The sequence below is a fragment of the Bacillus sp. SN32 genome (genome assembly GCF_002837495.1).
Classification (GTDB): Bacteria; Bacillota; Bacilli; order Bacillales; family Bacillaceae; genus Bacillus; species Bacillus subtilis.
In genome coordinates this window covers 1,050,065-1,075,539 of record NZ_PJCT01000001.1, presented here as the reverse complement: position 1 = coordinate 1,075,539, position 25,475 = coordinate 1,050,065, and the positions used below count along the sequence as shown (strand labels likewise).

The 25,475-nt window shown below is 44.0% G+C and carries 13 protein-coding genes and 1 tRNA gene; 10 read left to right on the top strand and 4 right to left on the bottom strand.

Annotated features, from left to right (window positions below; genetic code table 11):
- Window positions 1–43: 43 nt before the first annotated feature.
- Window positions 44–946: a glutamate biosynthesis transcriptional regulator GltC gene (gltC, locus tag CW370_RS05245; protein ID WP_004399246.1), complete on the bottom strand. Its 903-nt coding sequence runs from the start codon at window positions 944–946 to the stop codon at window positions 44–46.
- 146 nt (window positions 947–1,092) lie between these two features.
- Between gltC and gltB the strand changes: the two genes are divergently transcribed.
- Window positions 1,093–5,655, top strand: a complete 4,563-nt coding sequence (gene gltB, locus CW370_RS05240) for a glutamate synthase large subunit (protein ID WP_024571768.1) — start codon at window positions 1,093–1,095, stop codon at window positions 5,653–5,655.
- Between the two features lie 16 nt (window positions 5,656–5,671).
- Window positions 5,672–7,153: a glutamate synthase small subunit gene (gene gltD / locus CW370_RS05235; protein WP_014479972.1), complete on the top strand. Its 1,482-nt coding sequence runs from the start codon at window positions 5,672–5,674 to the stop codon at window positions 7,151–7,153.
- Window positions 7,154–7,209: 56 nt separating this feature from the next.
- Here the strand turns inward: gltD and CW370_RS05230 are convergent, their stop codons facing one another.
- A complete protein-coding gene (locus CW370_RS05230; protein WP_024571769.1) occupies window positions 7,210–8,199 on the bottom strand; it encodes a zinc-binding dehydrogenase in 990 nt (329 codons plus the stop codon).
- Between the two features lie 128 nt (window positions 8,200–8,327).
- Between CW370_RS05230 and yofA the strand changes: the two genes are divergently transcribed.
- Complete coding sequence (gene yofA, locus CW370_RS05225; protein ID WP_029946498.1) at window positions 8,328–9,185, top strand: LysR family transcriptional regulator YofA; 858 nt, start codon at window positions 8,328–8,330, stop codon at window positions 9,183–9,185.
- Window positions 9,186–9,310: 125 nt separating this feature from the next.
- Here the strand turns inward: yofA and ggt are convergent, their stop codons facing one another.
- Window positions 9,311–11,074, bottom strand: coding sequence for a gamma-glutamyltransferase (gene ggt / locus CW370_RS05220; protein ID WP_024573328.1), 1,764 nt, complete (start codon window positions 11,072–11,074; stop codon window positions 9,311–9,313).
- A 184-nt stretch (window positions 11,075–11,258) separates the two neighbouring features.
- On the opposite strand from ggt, the gene CW370_RS05215 reads away from it, so the two are divergent.
- From CW370_RS05215 to CW370_RS05205, 3 genes are all read left to right on the top strand, one after another.
- Window positions 11,259–11,489, top strand: coding sequence for an excisionase family DNA-binding protein (locus tag CW370_RS05215; RefSeq protein WP_003231472.1), 231 nt, complete (start codon window positions 11,259–11,261; stop codon window positions 11,487–11,489).
- Between the two features lie 316 nt (window positions 11,490–11,805).
- Window positions 11,806–12,351, top strand: a complete 546-nt coding sequence (locus CW370_RS05210) for a site-specific integrase (protein ID WP_003231473.1) — start codon at window positions 11,806–11,808, stop codon at window positions 12,349–12,351.
- A gap of 52 nt (window positions 12,352–12,403) precedes the next feature.
- A tRNA-Arg gene (locus CW370_RS05205) sits at window positions 12,404–12,476 on the top strand.
- Between the two features lie 94 nt (window positions 12,477–12,570).
- Here CW370_RS05205 and iseA read toward each other — a convergent pair.
- Window positions 12,571–13,116 (bottom strand): DL-endopeptidase inhibitor IseA, encoded by a 546-nt coding sequence (iseA, locus tag CW370_RS05200; protein WP_014479968.1) that lies wholly within the window; start codon window positions 13,114–13,116, stop codon window positions 12,571–12,573.
- Between the two features lie 285 nt (window positions 13,117–13,401).
- On the opposite strand from iseA, the gene CW370_RS05195 reads away from it, so the two are divergent.
- From CW370_RS05195 to ppsA, 4 genes are all read left to right on the top strand, one after another.
- Window positions 13,402–14,793 carry an MATE family efflux transporter gene (locus tag CW370_RS05195; RefSeq protein ID WP_004399508.1) on the top strand — a complete coding sequence of 464 codons (1,392 nt, stop codon included), beginning with the start codon at window positions 13,402–13,404 and terminating at the stop codon, window positions 14,791–14,793.
- Between the two features lie 133 nt (window positions 14,794–14,926).
- A complete protein-coding gene (galM, locus tag CW370_RS05190) occupies window positions 14,927–15,904 on the top strand; it encodes an aldose 1-epimerase (protein WP_024573329.1) in 978 nt (325 codons plus the stop codon).
- 33 nt (window positions 15,905–15,937) lie between these two features.
- The gene (gene dacB / locus CW370_RS05185) at window positions 15,938–17,413 is read left to right on the top strand and encodes a D-alanyl-D-alanine carboxypeptidase/D-alanyl-D-alanine endopeptidase (RefSeq protein WP_024573330.1); all 1,476 of its coding nucleotides are present in this window, start codon (window positions 15,938–15,940) and stop codon (window positions 17,411–17,413) included.
- 374 nt (window positions 17,414–17,787) lie between these two features.
- A complete protein-coding gene (gene ppsA / locus CW370_RS05180) occupies window positions 17,788–25,473 on the top strand; it encodes a plipastatin non-ribosomal peptide synthetase PpsA (protein ID WP_101169517.1) in 7,686 nt (2,561 codons plus the stop codon).
- The last annotated feature ends 2 nt before the right edge of the window (window positions 25,474–25,475 follow it).

Here is a 25,475-nt window from a genome sequence, read left to right as displayed (position 1 = left end):
AAAAAAACCCGAAGCTTCTATATAGAAGCTCGGGTTCATTTTTTTATTGATACTGCTCCAGCTTAGAGAAAAATTGAATGACAAACTCATAAAAATCATTCGCAGAAGGCGCAAGCTCTCTATTTTTCGGTTTAATGATTCCGACAGTCCGTTTTACTTGAGGGAACTCAATTGGAATTTTCACAGTAAACCGAGGTGTTGTTTCAGCAAAAGTACTTTCAGGCAGAAGGGTAACGCCCATTCCTGCGGACACTAACCCTTTGATAGCATCCAAATCCTCACCCTCCGTGGAAACGAGAGGAGCAAAGCCTGCTTGTTTGCAAGTATCAATTGCCATCTCTCTAAGTACAAATCCTTCCGGGAACAATACAAATTGGTCGTTGCGCAAATCGATTAAATGAACCGTTTTTTGTTTAGCAAGCGGATGATTTAATGGAACAAGCGCGTAAATTTTTTCAGTAAATAATATTTTTCCCGTTATGTCAGAGAAATTCGTCGGCACCGGCCCTAATAAGGCCAGATCAATATCGCGGTTTCTGACAGCTTCAATCAGAAACTTATAGGAGCCTTGGCGCAGCAAAAATTCGACGTGCGGATATTCTTCTTTAAACGCTGAAATGACAGTCGGCAAAAGCTGGCTGGCGAGGCTTGTAGGAAAGCCGATCTTTACCGTTCCGCGATGCGGGTCAAGATACTCATCAATTTGTTCTTTCGCATAATCAATGGCTTTCATCGCCGTTTTCACATGAATCAAAAATTCTTTTCCGATTGGCGTGAGTTTGATATTTCTCCCTTCACGCTCAAATAAGGTCACATTTAATTCTTCTTCAAGATTGGCAATTTGTCTGCTGATTGCTGATTGGGCCACATGCAAATGATCAGCGGCTTCTGAAACGTGTTCTCTTTCAGCCACCTCCATAAAATAACGCAGTTGGCGCAGCTCCATGTTTGTCTCACATCCATCTATCTCATTTTGAGATTCTTTTGATCTAAATTATATATTGTTTATATCGTTTTGAAAACCTACAATGATTATAGAGTTGTTAGATTTTATGACCGGTATTATCGGAAATTGATCGGGGGAGAGGAATTATGACGTACAATCAAATGCCAAAAGCTCAAGGTCTCTACCGTCCTGAATTTGAACATGATGCATGCGGAATCGGCCTATATGCACACTTAAAGGGCAAGCAGACTCACGACATTGTCAAACAAGGACTTAAGATGCTTTGCCAGCTAGACCATAGAGGAGGGCAAGGCAGTGATCCGGATACAGGAGACGGAGCCGGCTTACTGGTTCAAATCCCTGATGCTTTCTTTAGAAAAGAGTGCAAAGACATCAATCTGCCAGAAAAAGAACGTTACGGGGTAGGAATGGTCTTTTTCTCACAGAAAGAAGATGAAAGAAAAAAAATTGAAAAGCAAATCAATGCACTGATTGAACAAGAAGGCCAAGTCGTTCTTGGATGGAGAACTGTACCTGTAAATGTCGGAAAAATCGGAACAGTGGCGCAAAAAAGCTGTCCGTTTGTCCGTCAGGTATTTATCGGCGCAAGTTCTGATCTAAAGGACAATTTATCTTTTGAACGAAAATTGTATGTCATTCGTAAACAGGCTGAAAATTGGGGAGTAACGGAAGGTCTTGATTTTTATTTTGCCAGTCTTTCAAGCCAGACCATTGTTTACAAAGGCCTTTTAACACCTGAACAGGTTGATGCATTTTATTCTGATCTGCAAGACGAAGCATTCGTTTCTGCTTTTGCGCTCGTTCATTCACGCTTCAGTACCAACACATTCCCTACATGGGAAAGAGCGCATCCTAACCGCTATTTGGTTCACAATGGTGAAATTAACACCCTTCGCGGAAATATCAACTGGATGAGAGCACGTGAGCAGCAATTTGTTTCTGAAAGCTTCGGTGAGGACTTAAACAAGATTTTGCCGATTCTCAATGCTGATGGCAGTGACTCTTCCATTTTGGATAACGCATTTGAGTTTTTTGTGATGGCTGGACGCAAACCGGCACATACGGCAATGATGCTCATTCCAGAGCCTTGGACGGAAAATACGCATATGTCCAAGGAAAAAAGGGCGTTCTACGAGTACCATAGCTCCCTGATGGAGCCTTGGGACGGACCGACAGCCATTTCATTTACTGACGGTAAACAAATCGGGGCGATCCTTGACCGGAATGGTCTCCGTCCGGCCCGTTATTATGTCACAAAAGATGATTATATTATCTTCTCATCTGAAGTAGGCGTTATTGAAGTTGAACAGGAGAACGTTTTATATAAAAACCGCCTTGAGCCTGGGAAAATGCTTTTAATCGACCTGGAAGAAGGCCGTATTATCTCCGATGAAGAAGTCAAAACACAAATTGCAACTGATTATCCGTATCAAAAATGGCTTGAAGAAGAGCTTGTACAAGTAAATCCTGATCCGGAGTCAAGAGAAGAAGAACAATTTAGTGATCTTCTTACTCGCCAGAAGGCATTCGGATACACATATGAAGATATCCAAAAATATCTAATTCCTGTTATTAAAGAAGGCAAAGATCCCCTTGGTTCAATGGGGAATGACGCGCCGCTTGCTGTACTTTCTGACCGAGCGCAATCACTGTTTAACTACTTTAAACAGCTGTTTGCACAAGTAACGAACCCGCCAATCGACGCGATTCGTGAGCAGCTTGTCACTTCAACGATGACTTGGCTCGGTGCGGAAGGCGATCTTCTTCATCCGAGTGAACGAAATGTTCGCCGGATTAAACTGTATACACCTGTTTTATCCAATGAACAGTTTTACGCATTGAAAACGATTGTTCATCCTGATTTAAAAAGCCAAAAAATTGATGTGCTGTTTTCAGAGGATCTTGAACGCGGATTAAAGGACATGTTCACACAAGCAGAGAAAGCCATCAGCCAAGGCGTAAGTTTGTTAATTTTATCAGACAAAAAGATGAACGAACGCCTCACACCAATTCCGCCGCTTCTGGCAGTAAGCGCGCTGCACCAGCACTTAATCCGCAAAGGGCTGCGTACGAAGGTCAGCATTATTGTGGAATCGGGAGAAGCACGTGAAGTGCATCACTTTGCAGCGTTAATCGGTTATGGCGCAGATGCGATTAACCCTTATCTCGCTTATGCGACATACAAGCAGGAAATTGATGAAGGCCGTTTGGATATTAGCTATGAAGAAGCGGTCAGCAAATATGGAAAAAGCATTACTGAGGGCGTCGTAAAAGTGATGTCAAAGATGGGGATTTCAACTGTGCAAAGCTACAGAGGCGCCCAAATTTTTGAGGCGGTAGGAATCAGCCGCGATGTGATCGATCGCTATTTCACAGGTACTGCATCACAGCTCGGCGGCATCGATTTACAAACAATTGCAGAAGAGGCACAGCGCCGCCACCGGGAAGCGTATCAGGATGATTACAGCAAAACGCTTGAACCGGGAAGTGACTTCCAATGGAGAAATGGCGGAGAGCATCATGCGTTTAATCCGAAAACGATTCATACTTTGCAATGGGCGTGCCGCAGAAATGATTACAATCTGTTTAAACAGTATACAAAAGCGGCTGATGAAGAACGCATCGGATTTTTGCGGAACTTGTTCGCATTTGACGGAAACCGCAAGCCTTTGAAGTTGGAGGAGGTTGAATCCGCTGAATCGATTGTCAAACGTTTTAAAACGGGTGCGATGTCATTCGGGTCCTTGAGTAAGGAAGCGCACGAAGCTTTAGCAATCGCAATGAACCGTCTTGGAGGAAAAAGCAACAGCGGTGAAGGCGGAGAAGATCCCAAACGCTTTGTTCCAGATGAGAACGGCGATGATAGAAGAAGTGCGATCAAACAAATTGCATCCGGACGGTTTGGTGTCAAAAGCCATTACCTCGTCAATGCTGACGAGCTGCAGATTAAAATGGCTCAAGGTGCTAAGCCGGGTGAAGGCGGGCAGCTTCCTGGCAACAAGGTATATCCATGGGTTGCCGATGTCCGCGGGTCAACGCCAGGTGTCGGATTAATCTCACCTCCGCCACACCATGACATTTATTCGATTGAGGATTTAGCCCAGCTGATCCACGATTTGAAAAATGCCAACCGTGACGCAAGAATCAGCGTAAAGCTGGTGTCAAAAGCAGGTGTAGGAACAATTGCTGCAGGTGTTGCCAAAGCGACTGCAGATGTCATTGTGATCAGCGGGTACGACGGGGGTACAGGTGCCTCTCCGAAAACCAGTATTAAACATACAGGGCTTCCATGGGAGCTTGGCCTTGCAGAAGCACATCAAACATTAATGCTGAACGGACTTCGTGACCGTGTTGTATTAGAAACAGATGGAAAGCTTATGACGGGCCGCGACGTTGTGATGGCTGCCTTGCTCGGCGCCGAAGAATTTGGTTTTGCAACAGCTCCGTTAGTTGTACTCGGCTGTGTCATGATGCGTGCCTGCCATTTGGATACATGCCCTGTCGGTGTAGCGACACAAAATCCAGAGCTTCGCAAAAAGTTCATGGGAGATCCTGACCATATTGTGAACTATATGCTGTTCATTGCCGAAGAAGTTCGTGAGTACATGGCTGCGTTAGGCTTCAAGACATTTGATGAAATGATCGGCCGCACTGATGTACTTCATGTAAGTGAACGGGCGAAGGGGCACTGGAAAGCAGGCCAGCTTGATTTGTCTACACTTCTTTATCAGCCTGAAGGGGTGCGGACATTCCAAGCTCCGCAAAATCATAAAATTGATCAATCGCTTGATATCACAACAATTCTCCCGGCTGTACAAGAAGCCATCGAATCTGGAAAAGAAGCTGATATTTCGATTGAAATCAATAATACAAATCGTGTAGCCGGAACGATAACCGGCAGTGAAATCTCAAAGCGTTACGGAGAAGAAGGGCTTCCTGAAGATACAATCAAGCTGCACTTTACGGGATCAGCCGGCCAAAGCTTTGGAGCTTTCGTTCCTAAAGGGATGACGCTTTATTTGGACGGAGACTCAAATGATTACGTCGGAAAAGGGCTTTCTGGCGGAAAAATCATCGTCAAGTCACCAGAAGGATTCAACTCTGCTTCGGATGACAATGTCATTATCGGCAACGTGGCTTTTTACGGTGCAACAAGCGGAGAAGCATATATTAACGGACGTGCTGGTGAACGCTTTGCCGTTCGAAACAGCGGTGTGAACGTAGTTGTAGAAGGTATTGGCGACCACGGCTGTGAATACATGACTGGCGGCAGCGTTGTCGTTCTCGGTGATGTAGGCAAAAACTTTGCGGCAGGTATGTCCGGCGGCATCGCTTATGTACTGGCCGAAGATGTCAAGGCGTTTAAACGCAAATGCAACCTTGAGATGATTTTATTTGAATCATTAGAGGATGAGAAAGAAATCCAGCAAATCAAAGCAATGCTTGAAAGACATACTGCGTATACAAACAGCCAAAAAGCAGAAGATCTGCTTGATCAATGGGAAGACAGTGTGAAAAAATTCGTCAAAGTCATTCCGAAAAACTATAAACAAATGCTCGCAAGCATCGAAGAGCAAAAAGCTGCAGGTTTATCAGATGAAGAAGCCATCATGTTCGCTTTTGAGGCCAACACGAAGCCAAAGCAGAATACAGCAGCTTCGGGACAAAAACAAGCGGTAGTACAGTAAGGAAGGGGAGAGGAACATGGGGAAACCAACTGGATTTATGGAGATCAAAAGAGAAAAACCTGCAGAGCGGGACCCTCTCACTCGCTTAAAGGATTGGAAAGAATATTCTGCTCCTTTTTCAGAAGAAGCATCGAAACGGCAAGGGGCGCGGTGCATGGATTGCGGTACACCGTTTTGCCAGATCGGTGCGGACATTAACGGATTTACATCCGGCTGTCCGATTTACAACTTAATTCCTGAATGGAATGATCTTGTCTACCGGGGCAGATGGAAGGAAGCATTGGAACGTCTGTTGAAAACAAACAACTTTCCTGAATTCACAGGGCGGGTATGTCCCGCTCCTTGTGAAGGATCATGCACTTTAGCGATTTCAGATCCGGCCGTATCAATTAAAAACATCGAGCGGACCATTATCGATAAAGGATTTGAGAACGGCTGGATTCAACCTAGAATTCCAAAAAAACGAACAGGCAAAAAAGTGGCTATCGTCGGGTCGGGCCCAGCCGGACTGGCGAGTGCTGACCAGCTGAATCAAGCGGGACATTCCGTCACTGTTTTTGAGCGCTCAGACAGAGCGGGCGGCCTTTTAACATACGGTATTCCAAACATGAAGCTTGAGAAGGGCATTGTAGAACGCCGAATTAAATTGCTGACGCAAGAAGGAATTGATTTTGTCACGAACACAGAAATCGGTGTTGACATTACAGCTGATGAGCTAAAGGAGCAATTTGATGCTGTGATTCTATGCACAGGCGCTCAAAAACAGCGGGACCTCTTAATTGAAGGACGCGACTCAAAAGGAGTCCATTACGCGATGGACTACCTGACACTTGCAACAAAAAGCTATTTAGATTCTAATTTTAAAGACAAGCAATTCATTGATGCCAAAGGGAAAGATGTCATCGTAATCGGAGGCGGAGATACAGGAGCTGACTGTGTGGCTACTGCTCTGCGTCAAAAAGCCAAAAGCGTGCACCAATTCGGCAAACACCCGAAACTTCCGCCAGCCCGCACGAATGACAATATGTGGCCTGAACAGCCACACGTCTTTACGCTTGAATATGCATACGAGGAAGCAGAAGCAAAATTCGGAAGAGATCCGAGAGAATACTCCATTCAAACGACAAAAATGGTTGCGGATAAAAACGGAAAGCTGAAAGAGCTTCATACCATCCAAATGGAAAAAGTGAAAAATGAGCATGGAAAATACGAGTTCCGCGAGCTGCCTGGAACGGAAAAAGTATGGCCTGCTCAGCTTGTCTTTATCGCTATCGGCTTTGAAGGCACAGAACAGCCGCTGTTGAAACAGTTCGGTGTTGATTCAGTAAATAACAAAATCAGTGCAGCATATGGGGATTATCAAACAAATATCGATGGTGTATTCGCCGCAGGGGATGCAAGAAGAGGCCAAAGCTTAATCGTATGGGCGATTAATGAAGGCCGTGAAGTGGCGCGTGAAGTGGATCGATATTTGATGGGGAGTTCAGTTCTTCCGTAAATAAAGGGGATTATCATATAAGAGAAACCGGTCTTGTTGCCAGCCGGTTTCTTTTTTTATTCCATTATGATCCCGATGTTTCCAAACTGTCTGCCTTCCTGCATTCTTTTATATGCTTCACATGCTTTTTCTAAAGGATATATCCGGTCAATTACAGGGCGCAGCTTATGTTTGTCAATGAAAGCGAGCATAGCTTGAAATTCCTCACCGCTTCCCATCGAGGTTCCCAAAACATTGACCTGAGGAAAGAATAGAGAACGCACCGGAAAACTGAGATTATCCCCTGAGCTTGCCCCAAAGCTGACAATACGGCCATTTGGTTTTACATGGCGGAAGTATTCCGAAAAGAGAGCAGGTCCTATGCTGTCAAGAACAACATCCGCCTTTTTTCCCTGCAACTGCTCATCCCAATTGCTGTAGCTGTCAAATGCGTAATCAGCACCTAATTGCAGCGCCTTTTTTCTTTTCTCCTCACTGCGGGAGGTCACGCTTACTGTTGCCCCAATCGCCTTAGCCATAAATAAAGCATAGGTTGCCACACCGCTGCCGATGCCGGGTATCAATAGATGCTCGCCTTTTTTTAATTGCCCCTTTGTAAACAGAGCCCGATATGCAGTTAAAGCGGATAAAGGTAAAACGCCCGCTTCTTCCCAAGATAAATAAGCAGGTTTTTTGATTGCATTTTGTGAAGGAATGATCACATATTCAGCAAGTGTTCCGTCCGAAGGACCTCCCAGAATCTCAGGTACAGGTGGTACATTCTCTGTTAAATCCCAGTTCAATGTCGGGAAAATGACTACTTCTGTCTGAACAGTAACATTTTTCACGCCTTCACCAATCTCTTCGATGATACCCGCGCCGTCAGAACCCAGTATCATGTGAGGATCTTGTTCCGATTTGTTTTTCATAAGAAACAAGTCACGATGATTCAGGCCCGCGGATTTTAATTTAACCTTTACCTCTCCGTATCCAGGCTTTGTTGATGGAACATCCTCGACTGATAACCCCTGAAGGCCGGCTTTTCCGTTGTGAATTACAGCTTTCATGCTGTCTGCCTCCTCATTGAATTGTATTTTCATATCTTTACATATTTTACATAGCGGTTTTCTTCGAGTAAAATGAACAAATATGATAGCCAATATCACTTTTCATCATAGCAAGCAGGTGAGAGCGCGTGGAAAGCGGAGATTTAAAGATTTTTCAGGCTGTCGCCCGCGAAGGAAGCATAACGAAAGCAGCCCAAATGCTGAATTATGTTCAGTCGAATGTGACAGCCAGAGTGCATAACCTTGAGGAAGATTTGAATATCAGGCTTTTTCATCGAACGAATCGGGGGATGAAGCTGACTGCTGCAGGAGAAAATCTTTTACAATATGCAGATCAAGTATTATCGCTGTTAGACAAAGCTGAAAAATCGACCCGAATGAGCAGGCAACCAAAAGGGCCTTTGCGGATCGGATCACTGGAAACGACGGCGGTAACGCATCTGCCTGAGCATGCAGCATCCTTCCTCAGGCGTTTTCCTGAAGTGGATTTATCAGTGAACACAGCGGATACGCATCATTTGATTCAACAGGTTCTTGATCATAAAGTTGATGGCGCTTTTGTATATGGGCCGGTTGAACACGCTGCAGTTAGACAACTCCATGTTTCCCATGATGAATTAGTTTTGATTTCATCACGAGAAGGGACGGCAGAAGACATGCTTCAGCAGCCGATGCTCTTTTTTGGGGCTGGCTGTTCTCATCGTGACAGGGTCAAAAGATTACTAGAGGAAGCAGGCCTACACAATCCAAAAATCATAGAGTTTGGCACATTGGAGGCCATTATAAAAGGTGTTTCCGCCGGGATGGGTACGGCGCTGCTCCCAAAGTCCGCTGTTGACGGCTCCGAGCATCGTACAAATGTATGGATTCATAAACTGCCGCCAGCATATCAAGACTTAGAGATCGTCTTTATACACAGGAAAGACTTTTTTATTACGAGTGCGTTTCAGACATTTCTTGATGAGATAAACGAAATGAAAAGATGAAGATAGACGTGTTGGATTTCTGGTCTGATACACTGCATTAGCAGAATAAAGACATTTGTCAGTTTTTATTTTAAAGATGTGTATAAAAAAACTGTACTCATTTGAAGCGAGTACAGTTTTTTTATTTATTTACGTTTTAAATTAATGCCGATCGCCGCTCCGTTTCTGCTTGAATCAGCTACACCTTTAAAGGTGCCGTTTTCATGGTCGATCGATATGCTTTGCACGTTTCCGATATCCACTGGACTTGTGCCGAATTTGTGGCCCATGCCGTTTAGCTTGCTGAGGACATCTTTAGGAACTCCGTCTTCGTAACGGTAAGAGCTCATGCTGTTTGTGTAAATTCTCGGTTCTTCAACAGCTGCTTTTAATTCCATACCATATTCAATGTGGTAGAGAATGGTTTGCAAAACGGATGAAATAATTGTGGCCCCGCCAGGAGATCCAACAGTGAGGACAGGCTTGTCATCCTTAAATAAAATCGTCGGGGTCATGCTGCTTAAAGGCCGTTTGTTTGGCTGTACTTCGTTAGCTCCGCCTGGTATCGCATCAAAATCCGTTAATTCATTGTTTAGGATGACTCCGTAATCAGGGACCATAATACCTGTTCCAAACAGCTGTTCGATTGTTGTTGTATAGGAAACAACATTTCCCCAACGGTCAGCAACTGTAAAGTGGGTTGTTTGGCCTTCTACTTTGTCTTTCGGCTGTTCAACTTGTTTATAGTTTGCTGATCCTTCTTGGTATTTCCAAGGGTCACCGGCTTTCGGTTTTTTATTCACTTGATCTAGGTTGATTAATTGCTGGCGTTCTTTAATATAATCGGGGTGAAGCAAGCCTTTGAGAGGAACATTTACAAATTCGGGATCACCTGCGTAAGACGCACGGTCGGCATAAGACAAATGCATCGTTTCAGCAAGCAGCTGATATTTTTCCCATGAGCGGACATCGTATTGTGAAAGGTTAAAATCATCAAGGATTTTCAGCATTTGCAATAAGAAAATACCGCCGGAGCTTGGAGGAGGAGTAGTAGCGATTTGATAGCCTTGATAGTCTCCCCAAATCGGTTCATCAATTGTAATGTCGTAATTTTCTAAATCTTTTTCTGTCATTGATCCGCCGAAATCCTGGACAGTGTCAGAAAGCGTTTTGGCGAATTTTCCTTTATAAAAAGCGTTAGTGCCTTTGGAGCGAATAAGCTTAAATGTTTTAGCCAAATCCTTTTGAATAAGGGTATCTCCTTCTTTAAGCGGTTCGCCATTTGGTAAAAATACATCTTTTGCGGCAGTCCGTGAAAGTTTTTCCTGATAATCAGAAATGGCATCTGCCAACACAGAATCAATCGGAAAGCCTTTTTCAGCGAGTTTAATAGAAGGGGTAATTAATTGCTTCATCGAACGGGTTCCCCATTTATCCAAGGCTTCTTCCAGCCCTTTCAGAGTGCCTGGAACACCAACGGCAGTACCTTTTGTTACACGTTCAGAGAAAGGTATTGCTTTTCCGTTTTCGTCCAGAAACATATCAGGAGTTGCGCCTGCTGGAGCACGCTCACGGCTGTCGATTATCGTTGTATCCTTCGTTTTTCCGTCATACACCATCATAAAACCGCCGCCGCCAATACCTGACATCATCGGCTCTGTTACATTGAGTGCAAATTGAATGGCAACCGCTGCGTCAATAGCATTTCCTCCTTTTTTCAGCACATCAGCACCGATTTCAGAAGCAAGAGGATGTGCGGTCGCAACCATGCCGTCTTTTCCAACATCTACTTGTTTGTACTCATCGTAGCTTTTGGGCGGTTTTTTAGCTTCCGCGTGAAAAGGGACACTTCCAGCGACTAACAGAACACTAAGCAGAGCTGTTAAACAGACGTTCCACGTTCTTTTCATGTTCTCCCTCCTATATGAAGCTGTATTGTTACAATCTTAGCGTAAAAAAATTACAGCGTTTTCACAAGTGACAAATGGTATATTATATAGTGCATAAAGCCGTTTTTCTGTGCAAAATTGATTATATTGATATGAGCCATGTGCTATATTAGAATCAGCATACGGATTAAGAAGGGACTGCTATATGTATTTAACGATTGAAGAAACAGCAGAATATACAAATCTTTCAGAGGATTATATTAAAAGCTTGGTGCTCGAAGGGAAAATCAGAGCCGTTCATGACGGGGAGCAATTTTTGATTTATAAGGAGCAGTTCAAAACGCATCTCGAACAGCTGGAGAATTACAAAGCACTTGTGCAGGAAATATTAAATGAACCAATCCCGGAAGATATTGATGTAAAGGATGAGGATTAGGACACAATTTGAAGTTGTGTCTTTTTTTTATGTTTTTTTGCGGAAGCTCCAGAAAATTGGGAGCGTCAGATTTCGTTTTAAGAGGATTTTTGAGGATTAGTAGGGGAATAAGTATCCAAGAGGTTAAAAGCTTTATAAGAGGCTTTAAAGCTTATTTTATAGGGTGAAGGTTTGAAGAAGCTTTTTTAAAAGCTTATGTAACACTATGTATATTATGTTACATAAATGCCGCCGCACTTTGACATTCAACGTTTTTCAGCTATAATAGTAACATAGACCTCAAAACGTTACATAACGGTTTTTAAGGAGTTTTTTGATGCATATTGTACAGCCGATTCGCAGTCTAGAGAAAATCCAAGAAGTCAAACAGTATTTGCTTAACAAAAACAAGCGGGATTATTTTCTGTTTATTTTCGGCATCAACAGCGCGCTCCGCATTTCTGATATTCTGCCGCTGCAAGTGAAGGACGTTCAAAATAAAGATCATTTATGGGCGACTGAAAGCAAAACGAAAAAGAAAAGAAAGATTCTTATTTTAGAATCGCTGAAACAGGAAATATACGAGTATACGAAAGACATGAAGGAAAACGAATATCTTTTTAAATCAGTGCGGACCAGGAAGCCGATTTCCCGCATTCAGGCCTACAGAATTTTAAGAGAGGCCGCTGCGGCGTGCGGACTTGAGGAGATAGGGACGCATACACTCCGGAAAACGTTTGGCTATCATTTTTATCAGCGAACGAAAGACATCGCCGAGCTGCAGAGAATACTGAATCATTCATCACCATCAATTACAATGCGCTATATCGGTATTGATGAAGATACGACAAGAGCCGCGTATAAGGTTTTTGGAGGGCTTTAATACAAATCGCTTGAAAATATTGATTATCAGAGCTACTATATAAATACCAAAAGCTCTAGTAGCACAGCGGATAGTGCAGCAGTTTCCTAAACTGCAGGTCGGGAGTTCGAATCTCTCCTAGAGCGTTATATTCACAAAAAGACAACAGGCACTTTTCGCCTGTTGTCTTTCTTTATGCAAACCAAATAGAAAAACGCCCGCTTATACCGGGCGTTTTTCTTATATAACTGCGTCAAATTGATTGACTTTCCATTTTTTATTTTCTTTCACGAATGTCACTTTCCGTTTTGCAGAAGGGGATCCGTCTAATGTAGGGACGGTAAATTCGTATGTGATTGTGCCGCCTTTTTTAGAGACCAGTTTAGCAGTTGATTTTTTCCAATTCAAAAGATTGTCTCCGTCACCGATTGGAACAGCAAGCTTTCCTTTTGAAACAGTGAAATGATAATCTTTAAAGCCTTTTTCGATTGCTGTTTTTGTAAAAATAGGAGTTAAGTAATTCACCGCTTTTGCTTTAGTGCCTAGATCACTGCACATGTATACATATTGAAGATTTTGATACTCGAATGTGCCTGATGGGCAAACTGCTTTTTTCACCTTTGGATTGTGGCCGCTCATGGTGTTCCAAAAATGTTCTCTAGCGGATAATGCCAACTGTAATGCTTGTTTTTGTGATAAATCGCCTGATGTATTTTTCGCAAATGCATTTGTGCTTAATGACAGAATAAGTGCAATGGTTGTTAGAAATAGAAGACATTTTTTCATTATCGCTCTCTCCTTCAAAATCTCTTTCTCTTATGTTACAAATGTTACAATAATTACGGATAGATTACAATACTTTTGCATAAATTATTTTTTATTCTTTTACTCACAAAAAATACGCCATTACTTGCTAGTTTATTCTTCATAAGCTAAAAAGATGTGTAAAATTAGAAGAATCGGGAAGGGTTTCATATGTGCAGTGATGAATAATAACATGTTACATATCCTGTTTTTGTCAAAAAATGAGGGCATGTTTAAAAACGATTTCAAATAAAGGAGTCCTTTAATATGGAAACATCACAAGAACCTCTTGTAACTCAAAAGAAAAGCAAACCATCAGTTTGGCGGTCGATGTCACTCTTTTTAGTGCCGCTTCTGCTGAGCAATGTGCTGCAATCAGTCGGCCAGCTAGTCGGGATGATGGCTGTAGGCAGATGGCTCGGTGTTGATGCAGTGGCAGCTGTATCATCCTTTTTCCCGTTATTTTTTCTTTTAATCTCATTTACGATTGGGATCGGTTCAGGAAGTTCGATTCTGATCGGACAAGCTTACGGAGCGAAAAATGAGGAACGGCTAAAGGCTGTTGTCGGGACGACGCTCACGTTTACATTTTTATTAGGCGTTGTGTTAGCCGTCATCGGCAGTATTTTCACCCTGGATATCCTTCGTTTAATGGGCACGCCTGAAAATGTCATTCATGTCAGCGCTAACTATGCACGTATTTTATTTTATGCTATGCCGTTTATGTTTTTATATTTTGCATATACTACCTTTTTGCGCGGAACAGGAGATTCCAAGACACCGTTTTATACGCTGATTGTGAGCACGGTTATCAACATTGCGCTTTTGCCTGTCTTAATCCTTGGCATGTTTGGTTTTCCGAAACTGGGCATATACGGCTCGGCATATGCAACTGTCATTTCCACAATTGCGACTTTTCTCGTGTTAATGGTGTATTTACGAAAGCGAAAACACCCGCTGCAATTTGATAAAACAGTGCGTCGTTATTTGAAAATGGATAAGGAACTGCTGGTTCTCCTGCTGCGTCTTGGGGTTCCAGCAAGCATCAATATGATTCTTGTCTCATTATCAGAGATAGCGGTTATTTCATTCGTCAATCATTACGGCTCTAATGCAACAGCTGCATACGGAGTGGTCAACCAGGTGGCCAGCTATGTACAGATGCCGGCCGTCAGCCTTGGTATTGCGGTTTCTATTTTCGCTGCGCAATCGATCGGAGCGAACGAGTTTGACCGCTTAAAGCAGGTCATTCGCGTGGGGATTTGGCTGAATTATATCATTGGCGGCGTACTGATCATTCTGATCTATGTTTTTTCACATCAGATTTTATCGTTATTTTTAACCGAGCAAGAGACGCTTTACATTGCGCACCGTCTTTTGATGATTACATTGTGGAGCTATTTGCTGTTTGGAAATGCCCAAATTATTTCTGCAACGATGCGGGCAAGCGGAACGGTTTTATGGCCGACCGTCATCAGTATTTTTGCAATCTGGGGAGTAGAGGTGCCTGTCGCTTTCGTCCTTTCTCACTATACAAAGCTTGAAATACTCGGCGTCTGGGTTGGTTATCCAGCTGCGTTTGCCGTCAGCTTGCTGTTGATTTATGGGTATTATCAATTCGTCTGGAAAAAGAAACAAATCACACGTCTCATCCAATAGCCTTCGAATCACACCGTTCATAAGTTTGAACGGTGTTTTTTTATTTGATAGGGGAAAATATAAAATGGAGGAAATATGGTACAGTACATTGAATTCTTATACTAGCAATGAATCAAGGAGAGGTTGAGTAAACATGGCAAACTTTATTGAGAAAATCACGTATTTGGGAACGCCGGCCATCAAAGCGGGCAACGAATATCTAGAAATGATTGTTGTCCCTGAGTGGGGGAGCAACGTCATTTCTCTCGTGGACAACACAACAAAAGTCCAGCTTTTGCGTGAACCGGAAACAGCAGAAAGTTTTCACGACACACCAACATTGTATGGCATTCCAATCCTGTTCCCGCCTAACCGCATAAGTGACGCTACATTCAGTTTCCGGGGCAGAACGTATCATTTTGATATCAACGAGAAGGATAAACACAACCATCTTCATGGGTTTCTTTACCATGAAAAGTGGAACGTAGTGACCGCGAAGAAAACTGATGAAGAAGTGATTGTTGAAACAGAAATTGATCTTTCTGAGCTCCCCCATGTGTATAAGCAATTTCCTCACCATGCCGTCGTTCGGATGACATACACGGTAAAAGGGAATACTCTATTTAAACATGCGACGGTCATGAACAAAGGAAAGGAAGCGTTTCCTTGGGGAATTGGTTATCATACTACATTTGTGTTTCCGGCAGAAAGCTCGTTATTCTCCCTGACAGCAGATCAGCAATGGGAGTTGGATGAACGCCTGCTGCCGACCGGGAAACTGATGGATGTACCGAATAAAGAAGCTTTGCATGAAGGAATGGATTTGCGCCACAAGCAGCTGGATGATGTCTTTTTATCTTCTTATCAGAAGAGGGGCGGAGAAAACCAGGCAGTCATTTATCATCAGCATGCACATATCAGCATTATTTATAAGGCAGATGAACAGTTTAAACATTGGGTTGTATACAATGCTGACGGAAAACAAGGGTATTTATGCCCTGAACCTTACACATGGGTGACAAACGCAGTGAATCTTGATTTACCTTCGTCACTCACTGGTTTACAAGTGCTGGAGCCAGGAGAAGAAACAACAGCTAAAAGCAGTATCACCATTGAACTGAATCATCAATAGCCAATGATGAAGCGCAGAGAGGCGGGGAAATTAATGAAAAAAAGCATAAAGCTTTATGTTGCTGTTTTACTGCTTTTCGTCGTTGCTTCGGTGCCTTATATGCATCAGGCTGCGCTTGCCGCTGAAAAACAAGATGCACTTTCCGGGCAGATCGATAAGATTTTAGCTGATCATCCTGCCCTCGAAGGCGCAATGGCCGGCATCACCGTTCGCTCTGCGGAAACAGGTGCTGTTCTATATGAACATTCAGGAGACACCCGAATGAGGCCTGCCTCTTCTCTAAAGCTTTTGACAGCGGCCGCGGCACTTTCTGTCCTTGGCGAGAACTATTCTTTTACAACCGAGGTCCGGACGGATGGAACACTGAAAGGGAAAAAGCTGAATGGTAACCTTTATTTGAAAGGGAAAGGCGATCCGACACTTTTACCATCTGATTTTGACAAAATGGCTGAGAAATTGAAACATTCCGGCGTAAAAGTAATTAAAGGCAATCTGATCGGTGATGATACGTGGCATGATGACATGCGATTATCACCTGATATGCCTTGGAGCGATGAATACACATATTATGGCGCGCCAATCTCCGCTCTAACAGCGTCTCCAAACGAAGACTATGATGCAGGCACTGTGATTGTTGAAGTCACCCCAAATCAAAAAGAAGGGGAAGAGCCTGCCGTGTCTGTCTCTCCGAAAACCGATTATATAACGATAAAGAACGATGCTGAAACGACTGCTGCCGGTTCAGAGAAAGACCTCACAATCGAAAGAGAGCATGGAACAAACACGATTACAATTGAAGGGAGCGTACCGGTTGACGCAAACAAGACAAAGGAATGGATTTCTGTCTGGGAGCCTGCCGGATATGCCTTAGATTTATTTAAGCAGTCACTAAAAAAACAAGGAATTACTGTGAAAGGGGACATCAAGACGGGTGAAGCACCTAGTTCTTCAGATGTGCTGCTCTCTCATCGCTCAATGCCTTTATCGAAACTTTTTGTGCCGTTCATGAAATTAAGTAATAACGGACATGCCGAAGTGCTCGTAAAAGAGATGGGGAAAGTGAAAAAAGGAGAAGGGAGCTGGGAAAAGGGGCTCGAAGTGTTAAACAGTACGCTTCCGGAATTTGGTGTTGATTCTAAATCACTCGTCTTAAGGGACGGATCAGGAATCTCACATATTGATGCTGTATCCTCAGATCAACTTTCACAGCTGTTATATGACATTCAGGATCAGAGTTGGTTCTCGGCTTATCTAAATTCTTTACCTGTTGCGGGGAATCCTGACAGAATGGTGGGCGGAACGCTGAGAAACCGCATGAAAGACACTCCTGCACAAGGAAAAGTAAGAGCAAAAACCGGATCGCTCAGTACGGTAAGCTCTCTATCGGGGTACGCAGAAACAAAGAGCGGAAAAAAACTTGTTTTCTCTATTCTTCTAAATGGATTGATTGATGAAGAGGATGGAAAAGATATTGAGGATCAAATCGCTGTCATTTTGGCAAATCAATAATAGCGGCAGACCTGTTTTCCATGAGAAAACAGGTTTTTTTATGTCTGTCTTTGTCGAACCTTCCAATAATTAGAAGAATGATGCACAAAAGCAAATTAGTTCGATTAAAAAGTAGTGTATAAGACCTTATGTAAAACAATACTTTTATCACTTTATATCCGGAAATTTGATAAAAAAAGAAACGAAAAATAAAGAAATAATACTATATTCAAAAAAATGTTATAAAAATTTAATGTTTTTTATTGTACTTTAAAAAATATCCGTTAATATAGTGCATATATGGATTATATAGTCATATAATTTCTTTTATTGTCATTTTTCTGCTTTTTTCTACTTTTTCTTATCCTCTTATTATGAGAACTGGAGGGAATCCGTTGAGCGAACATACTTATTCTTTAACCCATGCCCAAAGGAGAGTGTGGTTTACCGAACTGCTGGAGCCAGATACCAGCATTTGCAATCTCACAGCCTGTGTGAAATTCAAAGGCAATATTGAGCTTGATACTCTGGAAGGAGCGCTGAATCATTCCATCTCCCGCAACGACGCCATTAGATTTCAGCTGTTAGAAGGAGAAGAGCTTGAGCCGCGATTGCACCTTACTGAATATAAATATTATCCACTTAGAATAATTGATTTTTCAAATGTTGAAATGATAGAAATAGAGCAATGGATTCAGGATCAAGCGAGCATTCCATTTAAACTGTTCAACTCGCCTCTTTATCAATTTTACCTCCTTAGAATTGACTCTCATGAAGTTTGGCTATTTGCGAAATTCCATCATATCATAATGGATGGAATCTCTTTAAACGTGATGGGAAATCAAATTATAGATCTTTATCAAAAAATAAAAAAGAAAGATCCTTTACCTGATCAGCCGGAACCTTCTTACTTGAGCTACATCGAAAAAGAGAGTCAATATCTACAATCTCCGCGGTTTGCAAAGGACCGTTTATTTTGGACGCAAACCTTTGAGCACCCGTTGGAATACCACTCGTTAGCCGACCAGACGTCCTTACAAAAACAGAGCACATCTGCATCCAGAGACACCATCATTCTTTCACCTGATCTAGAGCAAACGATTCGAATCTTCTGCGAAGAACACAAGATCAATATCATTTCCTTATTTATGGCTTCATTTTACATATGCATCAGCCGAATCACTTCTAAAAAAGATCTTGCCATTGGCACCTACTATGGCAACAGAGGGTCAAAGGCTGAAAAAGAAATGCTCGGCATGTTCGTTAGTTCTCTTCCAATCAGAATAACGGTTGATCCTGACACAGATTTTCTTTCCTTTGTCCGCACAATAGGCAGGGAACAGCTTTCTGTTATGCGTCATCAACGGTTTCCTTATAATTTGCTTGTAAATGAATTAAGAAATGAACAGAAGGATTTACACAACCTTATCGGTATATCTATGCAGTATCAGCCACTTCAGTGGCATAATGCAGATGATTTTGACTATGAAACAGCGCTTTATTTCAGCGGATACACCGCGAACGAGCTTTCAGTTCAAATACAAGAACGGATAGACAATGGAACCATTCAATTAAATTTCGACTATCAAAATACCTTGTTTTCTCTTGAGGATATTAAACGAATACAATCTCATTTGCTTACCATACTGGAAAACGCCCTTCAACATCCGCACAGCTTTATAAGAGAATTAGATATGACGAATACAAGAGAAAAGCAAAAATTGTTGTATGAGTTTAACAAGACGGAAGCTGTTTCGCCTAAAGCTTTCACCCTGCATGAGCTGTTTGAGCGACAGGCAGCTTTCACACCGGAGCGGCTGGCCATTCGCTTTTCAGGCGGTTCGCTGACATACGCTGAGCTTGATATGTACGCCAGCCGGCTGGCTGCGCACCTTACGGCACGCGGCGTCACAAACGAAAGTATCGTCGGTGTCCTGTCTGAACGCTCACCTGACATGCTGATCGCTGTCCTTGCTGTCTTGAAGGCCGGCGGGGCGTATTTGCCGCTTGATCCTGCGTATCCAAAGGAGCGGCTGAGCTACATGCTGAAAGACAGCGGGGCATCGCTCTTGCTGACACAGCCGGGATGCTCCGCACCGAACTTTTCTGGCGAAATGCTTGAAGTGGACATGACATCTCTTGAGCGTGAAGAAGTAAAACGTTATGTGTCTGCTTCTGTTAGCGACGGATCTCTCGCCTATGTCATTTATACGTCGGGATCCACCGGGCAGCCAAAAGGGGTAGCTGTTGAGCACCGCCAGGCTGTTTCTTTTCTGACCGGCATGCAGTACCAGTTTCCGCTTTCGGAAGATGACATTGTCATGGTGAAAACCTCTTTTTCCTTTGATGCGTCTGTGTGGCAGCTGTTTTGGTGGGCTCTTTCCGGTGCTTCGGCGTATCTGCTTCCGCCCGGCTGGGAAAAAGACCCCGCGTTGATCGTACAAGCCATTCATCAGGAAAAAGTGACAACGGCTCATTTTATTCCGGCTATGCTGAACAGCTTTCTCGATCAAGCGGAAATGTTAGCGCTCGGTGACGAGACAAGCCTGAAGCGTGTATTCGCCGGAGGTGAACCGCTTGCGCCGCGTACGGCAGCCCGTTTTGCTTCTGTATTGCCGCAGGTATCATTAATCCATGGCTACGGGCCGACAGAAGCAACGGTAGACGCGGCATTTTACGTGTTGGATCCAGAAAGGGACAGGGATCGTTTGCGGATTCCGATTGGGAAGCCCGTACCCGGTGCGCGTTTGTATGTTTTAGATCCGCATTTAGCCGTACAGCCTTCCGGTGTCGCCGGCGAACTATACATTGCCGGAGCGGGTGTTGCCAGAGGTTATTTGAATCGGCCGGCATTAACGGAGGAGCGTTTTCTTGAGGACCCGTTTTACCCGGGTGAACGTATGTACAAAACAGGGGATGTGGCGCGCTGGCTCCCTGACGGGAATGTTGAATTCCTCGGGCGCACGGATGATCAGGTGAAAATCCGCGGCTACCGGATTGAGCCGGGAGAGATTGAAGCGGCACTAAGAAATATAGAAGGCGTAAGGGAGGCGGCCGTTACCATACGGACAGACAGCGGCGAGCCGGAATTATGCGCTTATATAGAAGGGCTCCAAAGAAACGAAGTGCGGGCACAGCTTGAGAGACTGTTGCCGGGCTACATGATCCCAGCCTATATGATAGAGATGGAACAGTGGCCTGTTACGCCAAGCGGAAAGCTTGACCGAAACGCCCTGCCAGCTCCTGGCGGAGCGGCAGATGCGGAGACCTACACGGCGCCGAGAAACGTGACTGAGATGAAGCTTTCTCAGCTATGGGAGGACGTGCTGAAAAATGGCCCTGTCGGGATTCACGACAACTTTTTTGACCGCGGGGGGCATTCCTTAAAAGCAACGGCGCTTGTCTCACGGATCGCCAAAGAATTCGATGTACAGGTGCCGCTAAAAGATGTGTTTGCCCATCCGACGGTAGAAGGACTGGCTACCGTTATCCGTGAAGGAACGGACAGTCCATATGAAGCGATTAAGCCCGCTGAAAAACAGGAAACCTATCCGGTTTCCTCTGCCCAAAAGCGGATTTATGTCCTTCAGCAGCTGGAGGACGGAGGGACAGGCTACAATATGCCGGCTGTGTTAGAGCTCGAAGGGAAGCTCAACCCTGAAAGGATGGACAGAGCTTTCAAAGAGCTGATCAAGCGCCACGAGTCGCTTCGGACCTCCTTCGAACAGGACGCAGGAGGCGATCCGGTGCAGCACATCCATGACGAGGCGCCGTTTACGTTACAGACTACAGTTCTCGGCGCACGAACCGAACAGGAGGCCGCAGCCGCATTTATCAAACCGTTTGATCTCAGCCAAGCGCCGCTGTTCCGTGCCCAAATCGTAAAGGTATCAGATGAGCGGCACCTATTGCTGGTTGATATGCATCACATCATTTCAGACGGTGTTTCCGTCAACATTCTGATTCGGGAATTCGGCGAACTGTACAATAATCGGAAGCTTCCGGCACTGCGCATTCAATATAAAGATTATGCCGTATGGCAAGAAGGATTTAAAACAGGGGACGCGTACAAAACGCAGGGGGCGTACTGGCTGAAGCAGCTCGAGGGCGAGCTGCCTGTGCTGGATCTTCCGGCTGATCATGCCCGCCCGCCTGTGCGAAGCTTCACGGGTGACAAGGTCTCATTTACGCTGGATCAAGAGGTTACATCAGGCCTTCACAAGCTGGCACGAGAAAACGGAAGCACACTGTACATGGTGCTCCTTGCGGCTTACACCGCGTTCTTGTCACGCTTAAGCGGACAGGAGGATATCATCGTCGGCTCGCCAATTGCCGGCCGGCCGCACAAGGATCTTGAGCCGATACTCGGCATGTTTGTGAACACGCTGGCGCTTCGGACGCGCCCGGAGGGCGGGAAGCCGTTTGTACAGTATTTGCAGGAAGTGCGTGAGACAGCATTGGAAGCCTTTGAGCACCAAGATTACCCGTTCGAAGAGCTTGTCGATAAGCTTGAATTGACACGGGATATGAGCCGGAACCCAGTGTTTGATGCGATGTTTATCCTTCAAAATGTGGAAAAACAAGACATAGATCTGAGAGAAATAAAAGTCCGGCCTGCCAATTTCGCACATCACATTTCCTTATTTGATATCACATTAATAGCTACGGAAATAAATGGATCTATTTGCTGCGAAATGGAATTTAGTACAGAAGTATTCCTGAAAGCTACGATTGAACGCTGGGCCGATCATTTTACCGAATTTCTGCATGCGGCACTTTCAACCCCTGAAACAAGCCTTGCACAAATAAACATACTTAGTGATAAAGAAAAACAAAAAATAGTCTTTGAATTTAACAAAACTCAAGTTGAATTTGCTCAAAAAGATATTCCTTTTCATCGCATATTTGAAGCGAAAGCTGAAGAAAATCCAGAACATATAGCTGTTATTGATAACGAAACAGAGATTAGCTATCGGCTTCTAAATGAAAGAGCCAATCGTCTGGCACGAACATTGCAAAACAGAAAAGGACCGAAGCCAACTGTGGCTGTTTTAGCCAAGCGTTCCATCGATGCAATTGTTGGCGTGCTGGCAGTGATGAAAGCTGGCGGAGTGTATATCCCAATCGATTCACATTATCCAAAAGCTCGTATTGAATACATTCTTCGTGATAGCGGGGCAGATATTCTTCTTTTACAGCAGGAGTTGAAGCATTTGATTTCAAACTTGCCTGAATCTGAGATGTCTCATATCTGCCTTGACGATGAAAGCACTTATGAAGAAAATAGCTGCAACCTTAACTTATCTCCTGCTCCTGAAGAGCCGGTATATATCATTTATACGTCAGGAACGACGGGTGCGCCTAAAGGCGTCATTGTCACCTATCGGAACTTTACTCATGCTGCTCTGGCTTGGCGTCAAATTTATGAGCTGGATCGGAAGCCTGTCAGACTGCTTCAAATCGCGAGCTTTTCATTTGATGTCTTCTCAGGAGATTTGGCGAGAACATTGACCAACGGCGGGACTCTAATCATTTGCCCAGATGAAACACGGCTGGAACCTGCTGAAATATATAAAATCATGAACTTTCAGAGAATCACGGTGATGGAGTCGACACCGGCTCTCATTATCCCGGTGATGGAGTATGTATACCGTAACCAGTTCAAGCTTCCTGACTTAGACATACTGATTCTTGGTTCCGACATGGTGAAAGCTCAAGATTTCAAAACATTGACAGATCGCTTTGGCCAAAGCATGCGCATCATTAATAGCTATGGTGTCACAGAGGCAACCATTGATTCGAGTTTCTATGAAACTAGTATGGGTGGAGAGTGTACGGGAGATAACGTGCCAATCGGCAGCCCGCTGCCGAATGTACACATGTATGTACTCAGCCAGACTGATCAAATTCAGCCGATCGGTGTTGCCGGCGAGCTGTGCATCGGCGGGGCAGGTGTTGCGAAAGGCTATCATCATAAACCTGACTTAACGCAAATGAAATTTACAGAAAATCCATTTGTCTCTGGAGAAAGGCTGTACAGAACCGGTGATCGAGCATGCTGGCTTCCAAACGGGTCGATCCGGCTTCTTGGCCGAATGGATTATCAAGTAAAGATAAATGGATACAGAATTGAAACAGAAGAAATTGAAAGTGTTCTGCTTCAAACAGGGCTTGTCAGAGAAGCTGCTGTTGCCGTTCGGCATGATAAAAATGGACAGGCTGGTTTGGCAGCATATATTGTGCCTTCAGACGTCAATACGAATGCTCTCCGGGCTGCTTTAACAAAGGAGCTGCCAGCGTATATGATTCCTGCACATCTGATTCCTTTAGAAAACATGCCGCTGACCCTAAACGGAAAGCTGGACAGAAATGCCTTGCCGGCTCCAAATAATGTGTTATCGCGTCCATATACCGCACCAGTTAACGACATACAAAAAACGATGGCGTATATATGGGAAGATGTACTGAGCATGCCACGAGTCGGCATTCACGATTCCTTTTTTGAGCTTGGCGGAGACTCAATTAAAGCATTACAAGTAGCAGCACGTCTGGCAGCTGAAGGCTGGAGCATGACAATACGCGACTTATTCCGTTATTCAACGATTCAGGAACTATGCGGACATATCACACCATTGGCATCTCAAGCGGATCAGGGGCCTGCGGAAGGTGAAGCTGAACTCACCCCGATTCAGCGAAGATTTTTCGGGCAGGTACATGCTTTTCACTATCATTACAACCAGTCCGTCATGCTTTTCAGTGAAAAAGGATTCAATGCTAACGCGCTTCATCTAGCGCTGCGTAAAATAACCGAGCATCATGATGCCATTCGTATGATTTTCCAACGTGACCAAAACGGCCATGTCATTCAGTTTAATCGCGGAATCAATCACAAGGATCATGAACTGTTTGGCCTTTATATTTCAGATTGGACAAAAGCATCGCTGGAAAGGGCTCACCTTGATGAAAAACTTGCCGCTGAGGAAACCGTCATTCAAAGCAAAATGAATGTAGAAAAAGGGCCTTTGCTGCAAGCAGGTTTGTTTAAAACGGCAGAAGGGGATCATTTGCTGATTGCACTTCATCATCTTGTGATAGATGGCGTTTCTTGGAGAATTCTGCTTGAAGATTTAGCTGCAGCATATCAACAGGCTTTAGAAAAGAAAGAACTCCAATTACCGCCAAAAACGGATTCTTATTTATCCTACGCCGATGGTCTTACCCAAATAGCTGAAAGTAAACAATTGCTTTCAGAGAAAACGTATTGGCAAACGATTTTAGACGCTCACACTGCTTTTCTTCCTAAGGACATAGAAAATGTGCCGGACAGACTCCAAATGAATAGCGACGCAGCAGCGTTTGTACTATCCGGGGACTGGACTGAAAAATTGCTGTTTGAAACCCAGCAAGCCTATGGTACTGATGCCAACGAACTTTTGCTTACGGCTTTAGGAATGGCGCTTTCTGAATGGACTGGGCATGACCAAATCGTGATCAGCACTGAGGGACACGGTAGAGAAGGGCATGTGCCAAACATTGATATTTCAAGGACAGTTGGATGGTTTACTTCCATTTATCCTATTCTGCTAGACATGGGTATTCCCGAGCCTTTCGAGGATCAGCTCGCATACCGAATTAAGACGACAAAAGATATGCTGAGAAGAGTACCGAACAAAGGAACTGGATACGGATTGTTAACACACATAGGAGAACTGCGGCATAAAGAGCCTGAGGTCAGCTTTAATTATCTCGGTCAATTTAGCGAAGAGAAGGAAGTTGAAACGTTTCAATTATCATATTACCAGCCCCGTTACGAAATAGCGGGTGAGAGAGAACGAGAGTATGAGCTGGACATCAATGCTCTCATTACGGACGGACGGCTTCACGTAAAAGCGGTATACACCCAAGTGTTCAGCAAACACTCAATTGAGTGCTTTATGGATCGTTTTCACAGGCATCTTATCGAGACGATTGAGCATTGTTCGCAGAAAAAAGCACGCGAAAAAACATTGAGCGATTTCAGCAATAAAGAATTAACGTTGTCTGCATTATCTAGCATCGAAGATCTCGTGAAAGATCTTTAACT

Excerpts from the sequence above, each read along its gene's own strand:
- gltC (WP_004399246.1), bottom strand. The coding sequence starts at position 946 with ATGGAGCTGCGCCAACTGCGTTATTTTATGGAGGTGGCTGAAAGAGAA.
- gltB (WP_024571768.1), top strand. The coding sequence starts at position 1,093 with ATGACGTACAATCAAATGCCAAAAGCTCAAGGTCTCTACCGTCCTGAA.
- gltD (WP_014479972.1), top strand. The coding sequence starts at position 5,672 with ATGGGGAAACCAACTGGATTTATGGAGATCAAAAGAGAAAAACCTGCA.
- CW370_RS05230 (WP_024571769.1), bottom strand. The coding sequence starts at position 8,199 with ATGAAAGCTGTAATTCACAACGGAAAAGCCGGCCTTCAGGGGTTATCA.
- ggt (WP_024573328.1), bottom strand. The coding sequence starts at position 11,074 with ATGAAAAGAACGTGGAACGTCTGTTTAACAGCTCTGCTTAGTGTTCTG.
- CW370_RS05215 (WP_003231472.1), top strand. The coding sequence starts at position 11,259 with ATGTATTTAACGATTGAAGAAACAGCAGAATATACAAATCTTTCAGAG.
- CW370_RS05210 (WP_003231473.1), top strand. The coding sequence starts at position 11,806 with ATGCATATTGTACAGCCGATTCGCAGTCTAGAGAAAATCCAAGAAGTC.
- iseA (WP_014479968.1), bottom strand. The coding sequence starts at position 13,116 with ATGAAAAAATGTCTTCTATTTCTAACAACCATTGCACTTATTCTGTCA.
- CW370_RS05195 (WP_004399508.1), top strand. The coding sequence starts at position 13,402 with ATGGAAACATCACAAGAACCTCTTGTAACTCAAAAGAAAAGCAAACCA.
- galM (WP_024573329.1), top strand. The coding sequence starts at position 14,927 with ATGGCAAACTTTATTGAGAAAATCACGTATTTGGGAACGCCGGCCATC.
- dacB (WP_024573330.1), top strand. The coding sequence starts at position 15,938 with ATGAAAAAAAGCATAAAGCTTTATGTTGCTGTTTTACTGCTTTTCGTC.